Annotated in this window: 21 protein-coding genes; 17 read left to right on the top strand and 4 right to left on the bottom strand. The window is 48.2% G+C overall.

Annotated elements, in window-relative coordinates; genetic code table 11:
• Positions 1-192 precede the first annotated feature (192 nt).
• Positions 193-600: a hypothetical protein gene (locus M4D81_RS16470; protein WP_260067339.1), complete on the bottom strand. Its 408-nt coding sequence runs from the start codon at positions 598-600 to the stop codon at positions 193-195.
• Between the two features lie 229 nt (positions 601-829).
• Here M4D81_RS16470 and M4D81_RS16465 point away from each other — a divergent pair, with 229 nt between their 5' ends.
• The 4 genes from M4D81_RS16465 (at position 830) to M4D81_RS16450 (ending at position 4,248) form a co-directional block, all read left to right on the top strand.
• Positions 830-1,672 carry a hypothetical protein gene (locus M4D81_RS16465; protein ID WP_260067338.1) on the top strand — a complete coding sequence of 281 codons (843 nt, stop codon included), beginning with the start codon at positions 830-832 and terminating at the stop codon, positions 1,670-1,672.
• Between the two features lie 201 nt (positions 1,673-1,873).
• The gene (locus M4D81_RS16460; protein ID WP_260067337.1) at positions 1,874-2,482 is read left to right on the top strand and encodes a TetR/AcrR family transcriptional regulator; all 609 of its coding nucleotides are present in this window, start codon (positions 1,874-1,876) and stop codon (positions 2,480-2,482) included.
• Between the two features lie 20 nt (positions 2,483-2,502).
• Positions 2,503-3,525 (top strand): 2,3-butanediol dehydrogenase, encoded by a 1,023-nt coding sequence (locus M4D81_RS16455; protein ID WP_260067336.1) that lies wholly within the window; start codon positions 2,503-2,505, stop codon positions 3,523-3,525.
• Between the two features lie 183 nt (positions 3,526-3,708).
• Complete coding sequence (locus tag M4D81_RS16450; RefSeq protein WP_260067335.1) at positions 3,709-4,248, top strand: GrpB family protein; 540 nt, start codon at positions 3,709-3,711, stop codon at positions 4,246-4,248.
• Positions 4,249-4,295: 47 nt separating this feature from the next.
• Here the strand turns inward: M4D81_RS16450 and M4D81_RS16445 are convergent, their stop codons facing one another.
• Positions 4,296-5,102: a phytanoyl-CoA dioxygenase family protein gene (locus tag M4D81_RS16445; RefSeq protein ID WP_260067334.1), complete on the bottom strand. Its 807-nt coding sequence runs from the start codon at positions 5,100-5,102 to the stop codon at positions 4,296-4,298.
• Positions 5,103-5,244: 142 nt separating this feature from the next.
• Here M4D81_RS16445 and M4D81_RS16440 point away from each other — a divergent pair, with 142 nt between their 5' ends.
• The 12 genes from M4D81_RS16440 to M4D81_RS16385 all read left to right on the top strand — a co-directional run bounded on the left by M4D81_RS16440 (position 5,245) and on the right by M4D81_RS16385 (position 19,505).
• Positions 5,245-6,051, top strand: a complete 807-nt coding sequence (locus tag M4D81_RS16440; RefSeq protein ID WP_260067333.1) for a helix-turn-helix domain-containing protein — start codon at positions 5,245-5,247, stop codon at positions 6,049-6,051.
• A gap of 139 nt (positions 6,052-6,190) precedes the next feature.
• Positions 6,191-7,096 carry a DMT family transporter gene (locus tag M4D81_RS16435; protein ID WP_260067332.1) on the top strand — a complete coding sequence of 302 codons (906 nt, stop codon included), beginning with the start codon at positions 6,191-6,193 and terminating at the stop codon, positions 7,094-7,096.
• 555 nt (positions 7,097-7,651) lie between these two features.
• A complete protein-coding gene (locus M4D81_RS16430) occupies positions 7,652-10,894 on the top strand; it encodes a PQQ-binding-like beta-propeller repeat protein (RefSeq protein WP_260067331.1) in 3,243 nt (1,080 codons plus the stop codon).
• 402 nt (positions 10,895-11,296) lie between these two features.
• Positions 11,297-12,256, top strand: coding sequence for an ABC transporter permease (locus M4D81_RS16425; protein ID WP_071221841.1), 960 nt, complete (start codon positions 11,297-11,299; stop codon positions 12,254-12,256).
• 37 nt (positions 12,257-12,293) lie between these two features.
• Positions 12,294-13,190 (top strand): carbohydrate ABC transporter permease, encoded by an 897-nt coding sequence (locus M4D81_RS16420; protein ID WP_260067330.1) that lies wholly within the window; start codon positions 12,294-12,296, stop codon positions 13,188-13,190.
• Positions 13,191-13,253: 63 nt separating this feature from the next.
• A complete protein-coding gene (locus M4D81_RS16415) occupies positions 13,254-14,846 on the top strand; it encodes an ABC transporter substrate-binding protein (protein ID WP_260067329.1) in 1,593 nt (530 codons plus the stop codon).
• Between the two features lie 118 nt (positions 14,847-14,964).
• Complete coding sequence (locus tag M4D81_RS16410; protein ID WP_071221838.1) at positions 14,965-16,095, top strand: GntR family transcriptional regulator; 1,131 nt, start codon at positions 14,965-14,967, stop codon at positions 16,093-16,095.
• Between the two features lie 167 nt (positions 16,096-16,262).
• The gene (locus tag M4D81_RS16405; protein ID WP_260067328.1) at positions 16,263-17,222 is read left to right on the top strand and encodes an AAA family ATPase; all 960 of its coding nucleotides are present in this window, start codon (positions 16,263-16,265) and stop codon (positions 17,220-17,222) included.
• A 14-nt stretch (positions 17,223-17,236) separates the two neighbouring features.
• Entirely contained in the window at positions 17,237-17,875 is a 639-nt protein-coding gene (locus M4D81_RS16400; RefSeq protein ID WP_260067327.1) for an RNA ligase family protein, read from the top strand.
• Between the two features lie 244 nt (positions 17,876-18,119).
• Complete coding sequence (locus M4D81_RS16395) at positions 18,120-18,572, top strand: hypothetical protein (RefSeq protein WP_260067326.1); 453 nt, start codon at positions 18,120-18,122, stop codon at positions 18,570-18,572.
• A 33-nt stretch (positions 18,573-18,605) separates the two neighbouring features.
• Complete coding sequence (locus M4D81_RS16390) at positions 18,606-18,962, top strand: DUF4181 domain-containing protein (protein ID WP_311200665.1); 357 nt, start codon at positions 18,606-18,608, stop codon at positions 18,960-18,962.
• A gap of 93 nt (positions 18,963-19,055) precedes the next feature.
• Positions 19,056-19,505, top strand: a complete 450-nt coding sequence (locus M4D81_RS16385; RefSeq protein WP_260067324.1) for a DUF1569 domain-containing protein — start codon at positions 19,056-19,058, stop codon at positions 19,503-19,505.
• Positions 19,506-19,616: 111 nt separating this feature from the next.
• Here the strand turns inward: M4D81_RS16385 and M4D81_RS16380 are convergent, their stop codons facing one another.
• Together M4D81_RS16380 and M4D81_RS16375 are read right to left on the bottom strand one after the other, a co-directional pair.
• The gene (locus M4D81_RS16380) at positions 19,617-20,102 is read right to left on the bottom strand and encodes a hypothetical protein (protein ID WP_260067323.1); all 486 of its coding nucleotides are present in this window, start codon (positions 20,100-20,102) and stop codon (positions 19,617-19,619) included.
• Positions 20,103-20,126: 24 nt separating this feature from the next.
• Positions 20,127-20,783 carry a hypothetical protein gene (locus M4D81_RS16375; protein ID WP_260067322.1) on the bottom strand — a complete coding sequence of 219 codons (657 nt, stop codon included), beginning with the start codon at positions 20,781-20,783 and terminating at the stop codon, positions 20,127-20,129.
• 123 nt (positions 20,784-20,906) lie between these two features.
• Here M4D81_RS16375 and M4D81_RS16370 point away from each other — a divergent pair, with 123 nt between their 5' ends.
• On the top strand, positions 20,907-21,398 hold the full coding sequence (locus M4D81_RS16370) for a hypothetical protein (protein WP_260067321.1): 492 nt from the start codon (positions 20,907-20,909) through the stop codon (positions 21,396-21,398).
• Positions 21,399-21,555: the final 157 nt, after the last annotated feature.

Raw genomic sequence — 21,555 nt, 5'->3', positions numbered from 1 at the left:
TGGAGGACAAAGTGGGTTTATTGATAATCCACAGAAATCGCAATTGAAATGGATAATGCTGGAGCTATTGTTCGATCCGTCTACTTGTAGACGGTTTTTTAAGTTGAGCCAGCAGGAAAGGGGAGATTATCTCTTATTGCACTAATAGATGAAGTCACTCTGACTTCATTAAGGAATAACGGCGATTGTGATTTATGCCAAATTCTTAGGTTTATCACCGATCAAGCCCATCAAAAACATTTGAGAATAAGCGTAGCCTTTATAAGTCTTGGATAAACACGAAGGAATCGTAAGATCCAGATCCATATAGGTAGTCAAGATCAACTGCGTGAACTCCTTCTGATTCGTCAAGGAATGCTCCTGCAATTGTTTAGCGAATTCCTTGGTGACATGATCCCTTCCTCCAAGTGCTTGCTGCAATTGGAATCCTGCCAAATATAACTCGGCAGCAGAATCTTCATCCGTCTTTCGATGCTCCGCTACATAGTTGCCAATCCAGTCGCGAACCAGAGAAGAAGGGTCCGTATTATTGCCCTTCGCTATCTCTTGAAAGCTCTCCTTAAGTTCTTTGTTTAGACGGATGTGCAGATTAGTGTCCATTGGCAAAAGCCTCCTTAACGTTGTAGATCAATTGTACTCTAAGTGACTACATATTGTAAACACAATGTATACACAACAAATACACAATGCATATACGATTCAAACAAGATAGCCTAGCGGATGCTCTCATATCCTATCAAGGTCTGATGCCGACTGAAACCCCGCGTATCTTACAGTCGTATATGATACATTGTCATCTCTGACATCGTTAACAGGAGGAGATAAACCCGTGGCCATGAAGCGCAAAGATAAACCCAGTCGTACAGGTATCCATACATATAAGCAGAAAGCGAGAAAACAACGTAAACGATCCAAAGACACCCGCTTCGATCGGTTCTGGTTTTGGATTATGGAAGCGATCGGATGGATCATCCTGCTCGGATCGCTTCTAATGTATTGGGATTCCGCCCGGCTCACGACCATTATAAACAAAGCTCAGCCGGTCCAGCAGTTGACATCCGAAACGACTGGCTATGTACGTCTCGAAGGTCAGGCAGGAGGAGAAGCGGCATATACGGATGAAGGCAAGCTTCAGGGTCGTTACGCTCTGCTCCAGAAAGAGCCATTCCGCTGGGAATGCGGCAAGGGTGGTTGCGATTACAAGCTGGATGATAACGGAAGCCACCAATCTTGGGGAAGTTCAGAGTTAAACGGAGTAACGGTTCAGGCGGAACGGATCAGGTTTTACACGGACTGGCTTCCGCTGAATGTTGCGACGGTTGATCCTAAACATGTCTCCCTGATTTACGAAGGAAATTCATCCCGACCGCTGCTGATGGAAAGTCCCAAGGGTACGGCTTACGGGTATTATGCCGTCTCCCCTGGAGATTGGGTGACGGTAATTGGCAGGGCTAGCAAAGGTCAGCTGGAAGCCTTCAACTTACCGGGGGACGATGCGAAGCAGCCTGTCCTGCTCATCGGTACGAGTGTAGAACAGATGTTGTCGGAAGAGAATGGAGTCCAGATCGTGTATTTGATCATTTCTTGTATCGTCGCATTGATGCTGCTCCCTAAGATGATCGGAAGAGCCAAGCGAATCACTCAATGGATAAAGACTAGAAGATCGAGATAGTATGAAGCCGAGGAGCATGGCTGCGGCGAAGGCCGCGGCTCTTGATCCAAGGGTGCAGACACATTTGACATGAATAAAAACGAGGAGTAAAATGAATTCGCAGCTGCTTGAACAATTGTTCAAAACGAACGTTCAAATTAAAGAATCAACTTAACGAATAATTGGAATAGCAAATACATGTAGACAGGTAATGGATGTCAAATGGTAAACGAAGAACAGGTACAGGATCAGGAAAAGGACGTAAAGCAGAAGATTTTAGACGCAGCGAAGAAGCTATTTGCCGGAAAAGGGTTTGAAGGCACCAGCGTCAGGCAAATTTGTGACGAAGCAGGCGTTGCATTAGCGCTGGTATCCTACCATTTCGGAGGAAAGGACAAGCTGCTCTATGCATTGTTCGAACCGCTTAATGAACATTTTGCTAAGCTGTCCTTCAACTTGGAGGAGCCGATCAAAGCGCTTGAAGCGTTTATCCGTGGTTTTGTTGCATACCGTTACGATAACGAAGAGCTGATTCATATCCTGCAACAGGAAATGATGATGCAAAGTCCCCGGCTCAAGATGCTTTCAAATGCCTATTATCCTTCTTGGGTACATCTAAGAGCCATACTGGAATCAGGGAAGAGCCAAGGCGTGTTTCAGTTCGAATCGATTGTGCATGCCGTCCATTTTGTAATGGGGGTCGTTATCTTTTCCAGACAGAACCCGTTCCTCGAGCCAGTGTTCAGCGATTTGCCCCCTGCGGAGGACAATGCCACGCAGGCAGCTGAGCATATCATTCGCCTTGTCTTGAACGGTTTGCATTCATCGTGAACAGCAAAGGGGATAACATCATGAGAGCTGCGAAAATATACGGAACTAAAGACATCAGGGTTGAAGAAACAGCCATTCCTCCTCTTGAAGCGGGAAAGGTACTCGTCAAAGTGGATTATGCAGGCATATGCGGAAGCGACATGCATGAATTTGTAGCAGGTACATTTCCAATCCGCACGCAGCCGGTTCTCGGACATGAATTCTCCGGTACGGTCGTTGAAGTAGGAGAAGGCGTAACCACCGTGGAGCCCGGTGATCAGGTGGCCGTTGAACCACTCATCGCTTGCGGCCATTGCTCCAATTGCCGAAGAGGGATGGCGAATCTGTGCTCGAACAGTGGCGGTTACGGTTATTCCATTTCTGGCGGGTTCGCGGAATACGCCGTAGTTAAAGAGGAGAATGCGTTCAAGCTTCCAGCTGAAATGGACGTTAAGCTAGGAGCACTCGTCGAGCCTACGGCCGTAGCGGTTCATGCGGTACGGCAAAGCACACTGCGCCTTGGCGATACGGCAGCTATCTTTGGAGCTGGTCCGATCGGTCTTTTGCTCCTGCAAGCGGTGAAAGCGGCGGGAGCAAGCGAAATAATCGTCGTTGAAGTATCCGATGACCGCCGGGAGAAGGCGCTGGAGCTAGGTGCAACCCACGTGCTTAACCCGGTTGAAGTCGATGCAGTTGCACGAATCAAGGAGCTGACGGACGGAGGAGTGGACGTAGCCTTTGATGCGGCGGGTGTGCAGGCTACATTCTTGAGCGGCGTAAGTGCGGTGAGAAAAGGCGGGGAATTCAAGGTTGTGAGCTTGTGGGAACAGCCGGTCACCTTTAGTCCGAACAGCTTTGTAAAGACCGAAGCCAAAATCACCGGTTCATACGCTTACGCAAACCTGTTCCCCGAGGTGATTCGATTACTCGCCGGAGGCATCATTGATGGGAACAAGGTCATCACAAGCCTCATACCGCTCAGTGATATTGTCGAGAAAGGCTTTGAAACATTGGCCAATGATCGAAAACAATGCAAAATTTTAGTTGATATGCACTTGTCCTAATGAATCAGCCCTACCAAGATCTTGGTAGGGCTTTTCTATATTGAACCTTACGCCGAATTTAATGAAAGATAGATATATTATCCAATCAGCCTTCAACCAATGCGCTTTATTATATATAATTAAATTCTTACATATTTCCATAAACCACTCTTAGGTTAATAAAAGCAGAGCGAGGTGAGCGTGATGGAGGATACCATCAACATTGTAGAATATGACCAAAGCTGGGCGGAAGCTTTTGAATCCGAAAAAGAAGCGCTGCTTTCGGGACTTGGTGCCGAAGCGGTAGCCATCGAGCATGTGGGGAGTACCGCGATTCCCGGGCAGGCATCCAAGCCGGTGATCGACATTTTTGTCGGCTTGACGCCGCTCCGGCCGGTCGCCTATTACGAATCTAGGTTTGATCCGGCTAGCTATACGCATATTCCAACCGGAATGCAGGGGAGATATTTATTTGCCAAGCGTACGGAAGGAAAGTGGACCCATAATGTTCACCTTATGATGTATGATGCGTTGTTCCCTACGAGAAATGAAATTTTGCTGCGAGATTATTTGCGTAGACATCCGGAGCTTGTCACGCAGTACGGCGCAGTAAAAAGGGCGGCTGCCCTAAACGCAAGTTCCATGGAAGCCTACACGAAGGAGAAAACCGCTTTTATTCAGATGGTTGTGGACGCGGCCCGAAGTGAGCTGGGCCTTCCGCTGCAGAATGTATGGGAAGATTAAAAACAGCGCGACCAGCGCTATCAAGGTATACACTGGTCGCATGAAATTTAATGGGGATATGCCGTATCAAATTCGACGCCGCACGGACCGCCATTCGGATTGATGTCGAGATTGACTTCCGTGCCGTCCTCCCGGAATAATGGCCGATAGAAAGCACCGATCTTGACAGCCGAGGCGTTGGCGTAGTGGCAGATGAAGGCTCGGCGAAAACGGTTGGATTTGTTACGGTAGGAGCCGTGGATCAGGTTGCCGTTAAAGAACAGGACATCGCCTTTGTCCATGATCGCCGGGAGGGCCTTGCTGTCCTTGGGCGGCTTTACGAAATGGGTGGTGAACGACTCGTTCGAATCGGCTTCCTCCGGGCACACCAGAGCATAATCACTTGTTTTCGGAACGACGAGCAACCCGCCGTTCTCTTCATTAGACGCATCGATTGCGGTCCACGCCGCGATACAGTTACCCGGCTCGACCTGCAGGTAAAAGTTGTCCTGGTGCAGCGCTTGTCCGCGGGAACCCGGGGGTTTGTAATAGAACATGCTTTGAGCCGCGAGTGCCGGCTCCCCATACAAATCGGCCAGTACATCCATAACAGGCTTGTGCAGCATATATTTCTTCGCGGTCGGATTAATGCGGTGCGGATGCATCACACGGGGATAACGCTTCAGCGGTTCGACAATTTCCTCATCCAACACCGGCTCAAAGTGGCCAGGAACGGTGGTATGACTGATCTCCTCAAACGTTGCTTCGATTTCCGACACCTCCTCCTGGCGGAAGAGCCCTTTTACGATTAAATAACCTTCCGTTTCGAACAATTGTAACTGTTCTTGAGTCAATACTCTTGGCTGTTTTTGCATGGGAATGCCTCCTGTACGTTTATTGTTTTTCCTATTGACAATAGAATATCGCCTGCTTAACTTGAGAGGAAGTCAGTATTCTGCTTATTAATACCGGGATTCTGCTATTCTGTTATTACAGGTACAAAAGGAGGAGAGATTCATGCGAACGCCGGCGGGCAGGCACGTGAAACCCTTAGAAAGTACCGGCACCATATTCGGCGACCATTTCGACCAAGACGATGCTTATCGCTTACGTCGCCCTCATGGCATGAAGGACTGGCTGCTTGTTTATACGCTGCATGGAGAGGGTTATGTCCGGACGCCTGCCGGAGAGAAACGCTGCGGGCCTGGACAGCTTGGCCTACTGCGCGCCAATATCGCGCATGAATACGGAACTGTGCAGGGGAAACGCTGGAATTTCCTGTGGATTCATTATCCCGGACTTCCAGAAAACAGGATGCTGCGACATGAGGAGTTTCTGGTCGAAACGCTGCCCGATGAACGTGTCCGTGGGCGAGTCGAGCAAACATTTCGGAATGTACTTCAAGATTCGCTGGATCGTTTGGATCTATGGGAGGCACTGTGTGAGAATTCGGTGCGTGAAATTTTGCTCTTGCTTGCGCAGCGGATGAACAAAAGACTCGATCCCAGAGTCGAGCAGACCCTTGGCTTGCTGTCCCGATCGTTAAAAGAAGATATTCGAATTGATGCGATATCGCGAGAGGTCGGAATATCGGGGTCAAGGCTGGCCCACTTGTTCAAGCAAGAAACGGGGTACACCATTGTAGAGCATCTGAATCAAATGAGGATTCGCCATGCCGCCTTATTGATGACCCATTCCGGCCGTACGGCGAACGAAGCCGCGCAGGATGTAGGGTTTAACAGTTACAATCATTTTGCCGATCAGTTTCGCAAACAATACGGGGTTTCGCCGAGGCAGTACCGCCAGGCGTGCAAGCCTACATGAAGGCTGCCAGGCTTACGTTATCCATGAATCGTACAAATAGAGCTGCCTGCAAGAGCGCTGTGTAGAATCACGCTGTACAACCTCCATGATGAGATGTTAACTTATAAGGATGTCCCTAATATAGAAAGAAGGTATTAAGTTGGCACGATCCTTATATGTTTCACTCATCCTCCTAAGTCTCATATGGGGAGGTTCGTTCTTTTTCGTCAAAAATTTGCTGCACGATTTCGGCCCGTGGGGGATCGCCTTTCTGCGATCAACCTTTGGATTTCTCTTCATCACAGTCGTTATGCTCATCATGCGAAAGCCGTTTGCCCTGCGGCAAATCCGCTGGCTGCCCACCATCGTGATCGCGATGATCAATATGGCCCTGCCATGGACCTTAATCGGGTTTAGTGAGACCAGGCTGGCCAGCAGCATGGCTTCGGTATTGAATGCAACGACGCCGATCTGGACCATGATCGTCGGGTTGCTGTTCTTCGGCTCTGTGTTTAGGCGGATTCAATGGATGGGCATGGGCGTCGCGCTTGTCGGACTGATCATTCTGCTCGGCATTCGACCCGGATCATTTATTACCGTCGATTTCATTGGGTTTGCGACGATGATAGGTGCTACTTTATGTTATGCCGTTGGTTCGCAGTTATCCAAACGTTTATTGGGCGGACTGAGTATGTATCAGTTAACGTTCGCAACATTGCTTGGGGCAATGGCAGGGAGTGGAGTAATCGCTCTTACAACGGAAAAGGTTGAACTTGCCAAGATCGCGGAGCCTGCCAATATAGGTTCTCTTGTTGGCCTGGGCATCTTTGGCTCTGGTGTAGCATATATTCTGTTCAATTATATGGTCTTGAAAGGGAGCCCCGAGTTCGCGACATCCGTCACTTATCTCGTTCCTGCAACGGCGATGATCTGGGGATATACACTGCTGGATGAACCGATTGGATGGAGCCTGATCCTCGGCCTAATTCTCATTTTATCCGGGGTGTTTATCACCAATCGTGGCGGACGAACACAAAAAGAAAGAGTTGCTGCTGTACCTAAGTAACATTCAATAAGACCAAGAAGGACTGCTAAAGAGGCAGTCTTTTATTTTTTTATCCCCGCGTTGTACCTTAACTGAAGCATTCAAGTAATTAAGGGAATTTCGATATAAACGAAAATGAAGAATTTCCTAAAGAGCTTCCTAAAGAAGGAAGGATGCCGCGTGTGATACGAATTTATACTTTGCTCCGGGCCGCTTAAATTGCGGCTTTTTTCTTGTTAACCTTCGGGTTTAGTTATTTATCTATTGGGTTCTAAGCTTGAAATTTTCGATGAAGATTTTGCGATTATTCTACCACTTTTGCAAAATCCACTTTGACCGATAACGAGATAAATGTAAGAAAACAAAATAAATATCGATTGACACCACCTTGCTATTTGCCTAATATACGGGCCAGACGACCCGGGTCCAAGTTCTGGATTCTACTTACAAGGGCTTGTCAATGCATTGAAAAAGGAGGATCCGTACACAAAAACCGAGACCAAGGCCCGTTCGATACCCGCATGCATGCGCAGTGGTCTTTCGGGAAGACAACGATTGATTCCAAGGAGGTTATTTATGAGATTTAGAAAAGGTGGCAGGTACCAGGTCTTGATGCTTGCAATTTGTTTTATATTGGCATGCTCGGGAGGCAGCGGTGTCGCAGCTGCTTCCGGGGAGAGCAGGCTGGCTCAAAAAACATATGGAACACCGGAAGAAATTCTGGTCCCTAACAACTATACGGTGGCCGTGTTCAACGGTACCACTGGCAAGGAAGAGGGCCGCAACGTGCTTTACGCGACCAGTAAAGGAAAACCGGGGCATCTTAATGTCATTGATCTGGAGGATTATAAACTGCTGCGGAGCATTCCGATCGGACCCTCCGAAAGCTCATGGGCACATACGACGGCACCGGACGGAACATTGTTCCTTGCGGCTGACGGTGGCGGGGCAAGGCTGTGGAGTTACTCACCGGTTACTCATGTCCCTGTGCAAGTGGCACAGTTCGACGGCCAGTCGGTTCCGAACAGCATTACCACGGATGAACAGGGCCGCGTGTATGTCGGAACCTATCCCGGCGGCAAAGTGTATCAGTATGACCCGGCTACCAAGCAAACCAAAGATTATGGCCGCGTCATCGGGCTGCTTGACCAGGAATATGTACGCTCCATTGCTTATCAGGGCGGCAATATATATGCAGGTACCGCGCATAAGCAGATCGTACGCGTGAATCTAGCCACAGGTGAGAAAACAAATATTGCTGCTTCCCTGCCGGTTAAAGAAGACACCGTATATGACCTGAGCACGATTGATAACCGTTATTTGTTTGCCCGATATACGGACGGAAGCGGCATTCCTGGAGAGGCGTTTATCTACGATACGCAGACGGAAAGCTGGCTGGATGTTGTGCTGGAGAACGTAACGGGGCTGCACGCAACGGACTCGCTTGACGGAAAACTGTATTATATGTCCGACAAGAAGCTGAAAACGTTTAATCTTGCCACGCATGAGGTCGAGTTAACCGGAATGGAGTACAACAGCGGATTTCGGGGAGTAGATTGGGTTGAATTTCCCCATAATCCGGAATACCCGGGCAAAAATCTGGTGACCGTCCGTTATGACGGCGGCGTTACAATCATGAATATCGAAACGAAGCAAGTGCACCTGTTGCCGCCGGTCATTCCAGGTCTGCCCGGGGTTGTCAACCGGTTGAAAAGCGTATCCCATACGGAGCTGATCACCACCGGCTCGCAGGCGCGATCCTCGCTCGTCGATCTGACGGATAACATCGCAACGCCGTTCAGCATCGGCCAGGCGGATAGCGTTCATGCCGTGGGCAATAAAGTCTATATGGGCGTGTATCCGGAGGGCGGACTGTACGAGTTCGATTTATCGACGGAGCCTGGAATGAACAATCCGATGCGACTGGCCGTACTGGGCAACGATCAGGAGAGGCTGGTGGATATCTCCAGTTCCAAAGGCAAGCTCTACATTTCGACGATATCTGGCTACGGCACATTGGGCGGCTCATTGACCGTTTATGATACCGTCACCGGAGAAATCAACTTGCATCGCAATGTCGTCCAGAATCAGAGCGTGCTCAGCACGACGGTTCATGACGGCAAGGTGTTCGGCTCCACCACGATTCGAGGCGGACTGGGTTCTGAGCCGACGGAAGCGGAAGCGAAGATTTTTGTCTGGGATGAGGAGACACAGCAAAAAATAGCAGAGTTTCCGCTCCGGGTTCCCGGTCTGGATAAGCCGATATTCATCGGCGATCTTTCCTCCGGTCCGGACGGTTTGATCTGGGGGGCTTCCTATGAGTATATTTTTGCGATCGATCCCGATACGTATCAAGTTGTGAAGAGCAAAAAAGTGTATCCAAGCTTAAACTTCAGCCAATGGGCTCACCACCCGCTGCGTTGGTCGGAGGATGGACTGCTCTATGTGCTGTTTAACAACAAACTGACGGTCATAGACCCTGAAACGCTGGAACATCGGACATTGGCCGACACCTCCAGATTCGATTTGCATGCTGACGGGAACCTGTACTTCACAGATATGCAAACCAATACGATCCTATATCGGATGGAAGTTGACGGAGAGGTTATTGAAGAACCGCCGCATACGGCTGTTCCGGTTACCAATCCGGGCTTTGAAGAGGAATTAAAGGGATGGAGTCCATTATTCGCTCCAGGCAACGGGTATCGCTATGATCGCAGCAGGGAACGCAGTTTCACGGGAACACACAGCTTGAAGATTACGGACACGCTGAGAACGGCATCCGTTGCCGTTCAGAGTGATCCGATTCCCATCATTCCGGGAGAGGAATATACGGCAGGCATGAATCTTTATATTGAATCCGGTCAGCCTGGCTTTATGTTCCGTTTCTTTGATAGCAATAACGCGACCATCTCCACCTTGGAAACCCATTTGGATGAATCGCGATTGGCACAATGGCAGAAAGTGACGCTAAGAGGGAAGGCTCCGTCTAATGCAGCTTACGCGAAACTGATTGCGGTAACTTCCAGATACAATGTGGCAACGGCCTATTATGACGATTTCTTTGTAACGGTAAAAGACAGTGTGCCGCCTGTCTCCACGGTTAGTCTATCGCCTTCTCCCAACGAGAACGGCTGGGTGAAATCCGATGTGTCCTTGTCCATTTCTGCCGACCGCGCGTACTCCATTGCACACGCTGCGGAAGGGGCACAGCCGATAGAGAAGACTACAACAAAAGGGAATACGGCCCAGCTTGAAATCACGAAGGAAGGCGTCACGACGGTCACCTATTCCGCCACTAACTTCTCAGGCGTGACTGAGGTTCCGGGGACGCTGAAGGTGCAGATCGACAAGACGGCACCTGTCGTTGAATTCACCGGTGAGCGTACGTACACAGTAACCGACTCTGTATACGTTTCGTGCAGTGCCGTCGACAGTCTGTCCGGGTTAGCTGACAATCCTTGTTCTCATGCACTAATTGAACGTCCTGCCTATTTCTTCGAGCCGGGATCCCACGATATCTCGGTCACGGCAATCGATTTGGCGGGAAATAAAACGGAAGCGGTCTTTCGTTTCGAGGTGATTGTAACGTACGATAGCTTGTCCGAGCTTGCAGCGCATTTCGCCGCGAGCGATCCAGGACTCGCACGATCGCTCTCAAGTAAACTCCTCCAAGCGAAAGAGGCCGACAATAGAGGTAACACCTCTGCCAAGGAAGGCATGCTGAACGCTTTTTCCAATCAAATTAGCGCACAATCCGGCAAAATATTGACGGGTGAACAAGCAGAAATACTTACCAAACTGGCAGGTTACCTGTAAGCAAACGAAAGCTTTAGCCATTTTAATAGCACGACACTTTTCTTCTATATCAATGTCCATATTGTAGGAACAGCCGCGTGAATTACGCGGCTGTTTTTGTTGTCCACCACATGTATGGAATGGATTGTTTCTCATCATTAAGAATGGCTGTACCGTCGAAATTTGTCATAACAAAAGTGCAATTTATACTTCTAAAGTAGCAATTTTTCGATGTCATATTGACTGGAAATTGAATGCTAACTAGAATGTGTTATAACAAATAATCAATACATTCAAAATTGTCAATACAAGTAAGTACGAGCAGGAGGTGGTGCATTGCCAACGGAAGCCGATATTAGTCGTCCACCGTGGCTAATATTCACTTACGCAATTTGATCGAGAAAAAGGAGGTCATGACAAAGCATGGACGCCCGATTAAACTCGGCATCCCCACAGCCCGCTCCAAAGTCCAACAAATGGACGCATGTTAAAAGGCAGCTTAAGCGAAATATCGGGTTGTATATCATTATCTCGCCGGCGGTGCTTTATTTTTTGATCTGGCATTATTGGCCGATGTACGGCGTTCAGATCGCCTTCAAGGATTTTATGCCTGGCCTTGGCATTTGGAACAGTCCATGGGTCGGGTTCGAGCACTTCGAGCGGTTATTTGACGCTTATTATTTTTGGACGATTCTGAAGAATACGATCGGGATCAGTTTATACGGTCTGTTGGTTGGCATTCCCGCTCCGATCCTGCTTGCGCTTTTGTTCAACGAGATTCGAAATCGTAAATTCCGCTCATTCGCCCAAAGCATCTCCTACGCACCGCACTTCATTTCGGTTGTGGTCGCGGTCGGTATTCTGTTCTTCTTTATCTCGCCGACGAATGGCGTCTTCAACTCCATCCTTGTTTCCTTGGGGAGGGAACCGGTCGATTATTTGGCAGAGCCATCGAAATTCTGGCATCTGTACGTCTGGTCGGGCGTATGGCAAGGAGTTGGCTGGTCTTCGCTCATCTACAGCGCTGCCATCTCGGGCATCTCGCCTGACCTGTACGAGGCGGCTTATATGGACGGGGCCAGCAAATTTCGGCGAATTTGGCATATAACGATTCCCGGTATCGTTCCGACCATCGTGATCCTGTCCATCTTGAGCGCCGGCGGCATCATGAGTGTCGGCTTCGAGAAAATTCTGTTGATGCAAAACGCGATGAACCTGGAAACCTCCGAGGTGATCTCCACTTACATGTACAAGAGCGGACTGCTTAACACCCAATACAGCTTTTCGGCGGCAGTCGGCCTGTTCAACAATGTGATCAATTTTATCATCCTGATTATCGTCAATGCGGTTGCACGCAAAGCGGGGGAGACCAGCTTATGGTAGAAGTCGTCGATGCAGGATTAAGGAGGGAATGTAAGAAGTGCTGCTGAATATCAAACGAACGCCTGGAGAAAAGCTGGCCGATATCATCATTCTAGTGCTGTCCATTCTGGTAATCATCGTCATTTTGTACCCGCTTCTCTTTGTTTTGTTTGCTTCATTTTCCGATCCGCGCCAAATTTGGGACAAGCCGCTGCTGCTGTTCCCGGCAGGCTTCAATCTTGACAGTTATGCCAAAGTGTTCGAGAACAGCGAGATCTGGAGAGGGTATGCCAATACGCTTCTGTACGCATTCATAGGGACGGCGATCAATATTATGATGACGGTATTTGGCGCTTATCCGCTCTCCAGAAAGCGTTTTTACGGCAAGGGACTGTTTACGCTGCTGTTTGCTTTCACCATGTTTTTCGGCGGTGGACTGATCCCTCTTTATTTGGTAAACAAGGAGCTCGGACTTCTGAATACGATGTGGGCCTTGGTACTGCCTGGTGCGATCAGCGCCTACAACATGATTATAATGCGAACCTACTTCCAGACCCGGATTCCGGTGGAGCTCGAAGAGAGCGCCTACGTCGACGGCTGCAATGATTTTCATATGCTGTATCGAATTGTGCTGCCTTTGTCGATGCCGATCATTGCCGTAATGATCCTGTTTTACGGGGTCGGCCATTGGAACTCTTATTTTGACGCTATGATTTATTTGACGGATCGAAATAAATTCCCGCTGCAGCTGATTTTAAGAGAAATACTGGTTCAGAACGACTTCAAGGAAATGGCCGGAATATCGGTCGGTGCCGAATATGCGGATCAGATGATGGTCAAGGAAGGCTTAAAATATGCGATCGTCGTATTATCCGCGCTGCCGCTGCTCCTGTTGTATCCGCTGTTGTCGCGTTTCTTTGAGAAAGGCATCATGGTGGGAGCTATCAAAGGGTAAGCCGATATAGAGGGCGGTCATTACCGCTTGGAACTCATAATCATGAAAAGAGGGGATATGGATATGAGAAAAGGAATGAAACTTCTGCTTGCCTTAACGATGTCATTTTCGTTGACGCTTTCCGCCTGCGGCGGTTCAGGGGGTAAGGCGGAACCGGAACCGGCCGGAACGGATGGAGATCCCGGGAACATCAAGCTAAGGATTGTCAAGCGCGGGTATACCGATGTGCATCCTCCGGCCGATCAATTATGGATGTGGCAAAAATACGAAGAAATGTCCGGCATTCAAGTCGAATTTGAGGAGCTGGCGGGTTCCGCCGTCAACGAACGAAAAAATGTCATGCTCGGCTCCAACGACCTGCCGGATGCATTCTATCGCATTGCTTTCGGCACCGATGAGCTGATGAAATACGGCAAACAAGGTTTATTTGTTCCGCTCGAGGAGCTGATTGAGCAGCATGCTCCGAATTTGAACAAACTCCTGAAGGACAATCCGGACATTAAGGGAGCCATCACGATGTCGGACGGGCATATTTATGCCCTGCCTTACGTCGATTTCTCTAAAGCGTTCAATTCCGTTCGCCTGTATATCAATAAGGATTGGCTGGATGAAGCGGGGCTTGAAGTGCCCAAGACGACCGAGGAGTTCCGACAAGCGCTCATGAAGGTTCGGGAGAAGGACAGCTCCCGTCTCGGGTGGGTGCTTGAATCGCAGTATTGGACTTTCCTGGAGAGTTTCCTGGCTGGCAGCTTCGGCATGGGGGAAGGTGGTGCCAAGGCATTCGGTCAATATCTATATAAGGACGCGGACGGACAGGTCAAGACAACGTTTAATGATCCGAAGTACAGAGAGCTGCTCCGTTACATGAGCGATCTGTACAAGGACGGGTCACTGGGCCAGCAAAATTTTACGACAGGCTATGATTATGCGAAGTGGTCTACGGACGGCTCCAACAATCTGATCGGTTCGTTTGTATGGGAAGGACCGGGATATATCGGTAAGGATGCAGCCGAGAACTATGTAGGCATTCATGCCCTCGAGGGGCCGAACGGGGATAAAGTCGCCGGGGTGCTGGGGCCGCCTGCCAAAGGGATTTTCGGTTTCGTTATCACCAACAAAAACAAATATCCGGTTGAAACCATCAAGTGGATCGATTATTTCTATGGGGAGGAAGGGATTAACTTTGCCACCTTTGGACTTGAGGGCGAAACCTATGATATGGTTGACGGCAAACCGAAATACAAGGACGAGATTCTAAATTACAAGGGCGGCGTGCAGCTGGGCGCTTTCCAATATGTTGATAATGTGTATGGTGCTTATTATCCATATGTTGAGCCAGACGACGATTTGCGGATGGCGGCGCGTGGGACGACGGTAGCCGCCGAGATTAAGGCGGATCCGGCTGAGCTGGATCAGTTGGCGCCCAAAGAGCTTTGGCCAGATTTTGTTCCTACGGATGAGGAAGCCAATCAAACGAGCGCGATCCTGACCGATATTAATAAATACATTGAGGAGATGCGTGTGAAGTTTGTGACGGGGAAAGCCAGCCTGGACACGGACTGGGATAACTACGTAAAGACTCTGGACAAAATGGGAGCCCAGAGCTACTTGGATATCAAACGAGCGCAGTATGAACGTTATACAAATGTAAAGTAATCGAAATGACTCGAAGTAGGAAGATAGGAGCGGTTTACATGCCAATGATGCAAACGCTATAATTTTAGTACGACAAGATTTACACTGGAAAATAGATATAGATGGGATGAGAACCAAGTTGACCAAAGACAATAAACCACCGCTGTATCGCGTGATGATGGATGAGCTGAAATCGCAAATTTCTTCAGGCCACTATGCTCCTGAAGCCCAGCTTCCTACGGAGGCCGAGCTAAGCTCCACCTTCGGCGTGAGCCGTATTACAACAAGAAGAGCGCTTGAGGAGCTGGAGCGGGACGGGTTTATCTACCGTGTCAAGGGAAGCGGCAGCTTTGTTAAACCCCGGCAACGTGGCCAGGAGCAGCGGTCGGTTGGAATGGATAAAATGATATCGCTGATCCTGCCTTCCGAAGACGATCGCGGCACGATGGGATATATTCGCGGAGCTTCGGACTGGCTCAACGCGAACGGTTACTATTTGAGCATTCACCAAAGCGACTACGATTCCCAGAAAGAACGCGATCTGCTGGAAATGCTGATCCGAAAGGGCATTGCGGCCATTATATTGTATCCGCGGAACGATCAGACGAACTACGACATTCTGCATCGACTTTGCCTTGAAGATTATCCGATCGTGACGATCGATAAATATTTTGACAGTCTGCCGCTAGGGGCGGTGGTTTCTGACAATTTCAGTGGATCCTATCAAGCCGTATCCAGGCTGATTGAGCTCGGTCATCGAAAGATCGCGTTTCTTACAGCAGTCAGCATTGAATCAACCTCTTCGGTGCGCAACCGGTATTTCGGATACTGCCAAGCGCTGAAGGACCATGGACTTCCCGTTGATAGCCGTTATATCAGGCTAAATATGAAGGATTATCGGGAGAAGGTTGGCTTTGAACGATTTTATAATGAGCTGCTGGACTCTTACCGGACGGAAGGGGTAACGGCTGTTCAGACGGAGAATGATCTGATCGCCGCCAACCTGTTGAACCGCTGTTTGGAACGAGGGATCCGTATTCCGGAGGATATTTCGATCATAGGTTTTGATAATAATCCTGTCACAGAGCATGTCATAATTCCGCTGACCACCGTTGAGCAGAATTTTTACGAGATTGGACGCCAAGCTGCCGAACATGTTGTAAACTGGCTCGAGAGAGGGAAACAGACACCGGACCGGACACTGATCCCCGTCAAGCTGGTGGAGCGTGATACAACCGCAGCTGCTCCTAGAGGGAAAGTCACGGAGTAGATAGGATATGAAAGGATGATATGAAGGCTGATTGCCGGGAAGGGCTTCTTACCTGCTGCAATCAGCCTTTTTATAGGTATGTAAAAGTTGAGTATAAAAATTCTCTACTTACTCAATCACTCCGCAAGGATGGTACATTATTTAGAGGCACGGAGGAGGTGAATAACATGTGTACCATTCATATGCTGGTGGGGATACCCGGCAGCGGAAAAAGCTATTATGCCAAACAATTATGCAAAAGCGAGCGGGCCGTCATCGTTGCGACGGACTCGATCCGTGAAAGACTGTTCGGCAGCGAATCCAAACAGAAAAATACGTATCTGGTATTTGATGCAGCTTTCGCCGAGATCGAACAGGCGCTTGCGTCCGGACGAAATGTCGTTTTTGATGCCACCAATGTCAGCCGGGAGCGGAGACAGAAGTTCCTGAAGCGATTTGGCGATCGATCGGTGGAATGCCATATCTGCACAACCCCTTATGAAGTGGCTCTGGAAAGAGTCAAGGGACGCAAACGCCGGCTCGACGAGAAGATCATGACAAAATATGCCAAGAACCTTGAATTTCCTGTCATGAGAGAAGGATTCAGTGATCTGCATCTCGTTCATGAGCAGAGCGAAACGCAGCTTACAAGAGAAGAACTGGAGGTGCTGTTAACACGCAGACCGGGTCATGATGAGTTATTTCTCTACTTGTCTCAATCTCCCTATTTCAATGTGATGCTGGGATATGATCAGGAGAATCCGCATCATTCCAAAACATTGTCGGAGCACACGTATGCCGTGCTGGAATATATCAATGCTTTCTATGAAGGCGAGCATCTGCTGGCTATGCAGTTAGCAGCACTGTTTCATGACGCGGGCAAGCCGTTTTGCAAAGTATGGAAGCAAGCAAGAGGGTACTATTCCTATTATGGGCACGAGCACGTATCGGCAAGCATAACCTGCCATACATTGCAGGACCTTGGATATGATGATGCATTCATTCAGCACGTCGTTCAACGTGTGAGCTTTCATATGGAAATTTTGCATGGAGGGGATGCAGGGGCATCCAAAATCTATCATTTGTTAGGCGAAGATATGCTGGCAGAGCTGTATTTCTTCGCGGAAGCCGATACCTTCGGCAAATAAGGAGGTGAACAACGATGAAAATAAAGTATCCCAAAACGATGCATTTGCCTTGGTCCAGAGGATATACGGATGACGATAAGATTTTACGAAACACGGACCATTTTACGGGACAGGAGGTCGTCATTACCGAGAAAATGGACGGGGAGAACACCACGATGTACCCCGGTTTCATTCATGCTAGATCGCTGGACAGCAAGGATCATCCTTCCCGTCATTATGTGAAGACGCTGCATGGGGGCATCAAGTATTTGATTCCGGAGGGTTATCGTCTCTGTGGGGAAAACGTATATGCCAAGCATTCGCTTTTGTACTCGGCGCTGCCGTCCTACTTCATGCTGTTCTCCGTGTGGAATGAGTTGAATGTGTGCCTGTCATGGGATGAGACGGAGGAATGGGCGCAACATTTGGGGCTGGTTACGGTTCCTGTCTTGTACCGGGGCATCTGGGACGAGGATGTTGCCAAGGCTTGTTATACGAAGCAGTCAGACTGCGGCGGGGAGCAGGAAGGTTATGTGGTTCGGCTGGCTTCCGTATTTGCATATGACGACTTTAAGGGCAGCGTTGCCAAGTTCGTTCGCAAGAATCACGTACAAACCGATGAGCATTGGCTAAGCAAACCGATCGAACCGAATCGTTTGGCTGCTGCGGAATAGACGATGGGTGATTGTAATAAACACTAAGTTTTAGAAAATGAGGTGCTGATCATGTAATTCCAGATTGCTTTTTATATGAGATAATGTAAATAGATAAAGACAGGAGCTGCCGCTTAAATCGGGGCTTTTTTTATTGTTGTTTGTACATAGGGTTACCACATTTTGTTAGTTCAAGTATAATGAACCTATACATATGGATCAGAATTCAGACCCTCATTATTTCATGATAGGAGAAAAGATGAATATGAAGATGTTTCGAGTTTCTGCTCCTTCAGGGATCAGATTGATGATTTCGATGTTGATTTTAATCGCTATTCTTCTTGGTAATATAATAAGAGGCCATGAAGAAAGGGACTTCTTTTATTATGCCTGCATGGTGTGGTTAGTTTTTTGTTTCGCCGTATTCCTAATCTCCGTATATCGAACCTATCTGATGAAACCAGGCGTGTTGGAAATGACCCAAGACGGAATCGTCATAAACGGTACAGTCATTAACGTTGAAGCTGTGAAATGTTTGCTGATCAACCATGACAGGAAACCGGTGGTCGGGATCAAGCTGAAAGGGCGTGCAATCGTCCCTCTAAAGTTATGTTTTACGTTTGCGGAGGAGCAGACGGAGGGAATCAGGCAGCTGGAGTTTTGGGCACGCGAAAGACGTGTGAAGGTTTCTAAAGGTTTTTTTATGAGATGGCTGTAGAAAGCACTTACTTATTATTCCACCTAAAGGAGGATGATAATGGAGGGGTTATACTCATTTATTATCCTTGTTATTTGTGTTGGTCAATGGGTCTTAAGGAAGATCATCGACGTAGGCGAGGAAGAGATGCGTGACACACCGGTGCATAAATGGTATCTTCTGGGCTCATGGGCTTTATTAATTCCGATACTCATCCTTATATGGACGATGGATAGGAGCAGACCCTATCCCATATGGCCATTCTTATTATGCGTAATCTTCTGCTTTCGCGGATATATGGAGTGGAAATACATACGCGAAAGCGGGCACCATCAAGTTTCAATCCTATTGGCTGCAGTTTCACTTTTCTTCACAGGTTTGATGATATTAATTCTATTATTAAAATATTAAAAAAAAGCAATCAAAAAGAAATGTCCCGGAGATGGGTCAACTATAATGTAAACATGTATTTAGACATGGATTTCATTATGGGGAGAGGCAAACATGAATAATATGTTCAATCATTTAGATATGACTCAAATATTAAACCGAATCGACACATTAAACGCTCAATCACAACCGTTATGGGGAAAAATGGATGCTGCCCAAATGCTGTCTCACTGCTCCGCGTTCCAAGACATCGCCATGGGCATCACAAACCCGCCAAGAGGCTGGTTAGGCAGGTTGGTAGGGAATCTCGCGAAGCCTGTGTTTTATAATGAAAAACCGTTACCCCGCAATATGTCTACGATCCCGGATATTTTGATTACGGATCCAAGAGAATTTGAAACGGAAAGAGAACAATTGAAAGAAAAAATTATAGCATTCCAAAAGAACGGACCTGAGAGATGTACCACGCATCCTCATGCATTCTTCGGTAAATTGACTCCGGAGCAATGGGGGAGGGGATTATACAAGCATCTGGACCATCACTTGAAACAGTTTGGTGTTTAAGGCTCAGGAAACCTGTGCAGTATTGATGCGAATATCCCTCCGTAGAGCCAGCATACAACGTACGTTGACTCTACGAGGCAGGAGGGTTTGCAGCAGATTATCTATTGTTCTTTATAACCAATCCGCGTATTTCTCCATTGTAAACTCGCCTTCCAGCTCCAGCCGGATATCCGGCATACTGCCGTCATAATAGTTGACGTCCATCGTTGTTCCCGTCCAATATACGTAAAATACACCATTTCCTCGATATTCAATGCGTCCCCGGTTATTATTCACTTCTTGGTGTTCAAAATAATACAACCTTGCATCCAGGCTTCTGGAGTTCTCGTTGTAACCCTGGGTTATCGTAAATTCCAGCGGTGCAAACTCATCGAGTTTTAACGTATCCAGATAAATCGTAAGCTCCGCGTCCGGATTGTTCAGTAATTCATCCGAGTCCGGTAAAGACTGGAGCGGCTCAGGTTCCGTCTCCGTCTCGAACCAGAGCATGATTTGCGGCCGTTCATAGGCTTGGCTGCGGGTTGCATAGGCTTTGGATTCGGCCAAAGCGTGTTTTTCGGTTCCGTTATACCGGATTAAAGTTAAAGTTCCTGTCATGCAAATCTCCTTATCCATCTCTCCTTAGTATTCTTGAAGCGATAAATATTCCAGCAGGGCATCCATTTGCTCGCTCCCCAAAAGATCAATCAGTGATGGCATCACATGGGCGAGAAAATCCGGTTTGGTCTCATAGGTTTCTTCGTCGCTGGTTTCACCTTGGAAATGAAGAGCACCTTGAATGAGAATGGACAGCGCGTGAAAGCAATCTGCAAGCGAATTCGCGATCAGCTTAGGCTCGCCACCTTCGAATGCGGCATATACGGGCGAACCACTGGCTTGGACGTCTACAATCAGCGGATCATCATTCACATTGGCAATCACGACGTGATGAACAGGCCAAGTGCTCGATTCCACGATTCCACCATCGTCGCTAATCCAGCGATAACCCAATTGCTGCCGGGTCAGATGCTCAGGAGAAACAAAGTAGATAACCGCCGATTCTCCGATCTCAACCGCCGCGTTTTTCATTTTATGGGTTTCTTCGGCCATAGCGTCAATCATCTCATAATGGCTATATAGATAGGTCAGCTCAGGGGACAGCGTGATACGTTCATCCACGGGTGGCATCCGGACCTCGGACCGCTGTCGTATTTCATGATCGGTGAAGAGCCCGAAATCCCGATTATATAAGTCCTGTTGTTCTATGAATCTCGTTAGTGCGGCTTCCAGTTCCAGCATTTATTTCATCCCTTCCAGCATATTAACCGAATTATAACACGCCAAGTCACCGTGGTTAAGCGAGGGAATACGAACTCAGGAATGAAATATGGTAGAATATCCCGTATGAGGGGGCTACAAGAGATGAAATATGAATTCAATATTACAGCGTCGATTTCCGAGCTCGTATGGTATCCGGATGAACGCTCTGACGAGTATAAGGTCCACCCGAATTTCCAAGCGGTGATGGATCGGCTTGGCATAACGATTCCCGTAAGAAATATATATGAACGGTACTTTGATAGTCCGGTGAATAGCGGACATGTTCTGGTATTCCACGAGGTAGAGGATTCGGTTTCCTGCATTGTGCTCGACACGTATCGCGATCCGCTGGATCAGCTGGATATGATTCAGCTGGGTTGGCGAAGCCATAGTGGGGATAACGAGATTCGCAATCTATCCCGCAAATTTTATGATGAATGTGAGTTTGCGGTCCGCTACCAGGAAGGACAATCGGTATTGTACGAAATGCTGCGCGAAGATCGATATCCACTGCAATTCCGCTATGATACGGTATTTGAGCAGAAGATGAAACGATACGTAAATTTCGCGGGTTCCCCTAAATCTAAGGAGTGAGCAATTCGGGTTTATGTCGGATGAAGCACAGCGGAATTTGCCGGAAGAGGGGGAATCTCTTGAGGACTGGCTGAGCTTCGAGCAGACCAATCTGCTGCATGTGCCCCGTACTAGGCAATGTGACGAATGTCCAGGTTAGAAATACAAGCAGCCTCGT

It is taken from the genome of Paenibacillus sp. p3-SID867 (assembly GCF_025142895.1).
Taxonomy (GTDB): Bacteria; Bacillota; Bacilli; order Paenibacillales; family Paenibacillaceae; genus Paenibacillus_AQ.
The sequence above is the reverse complement of the archived record's forward strand: the minus strand, read 5'-3'. Positions and strand labels throughout refer to the sequence as shown.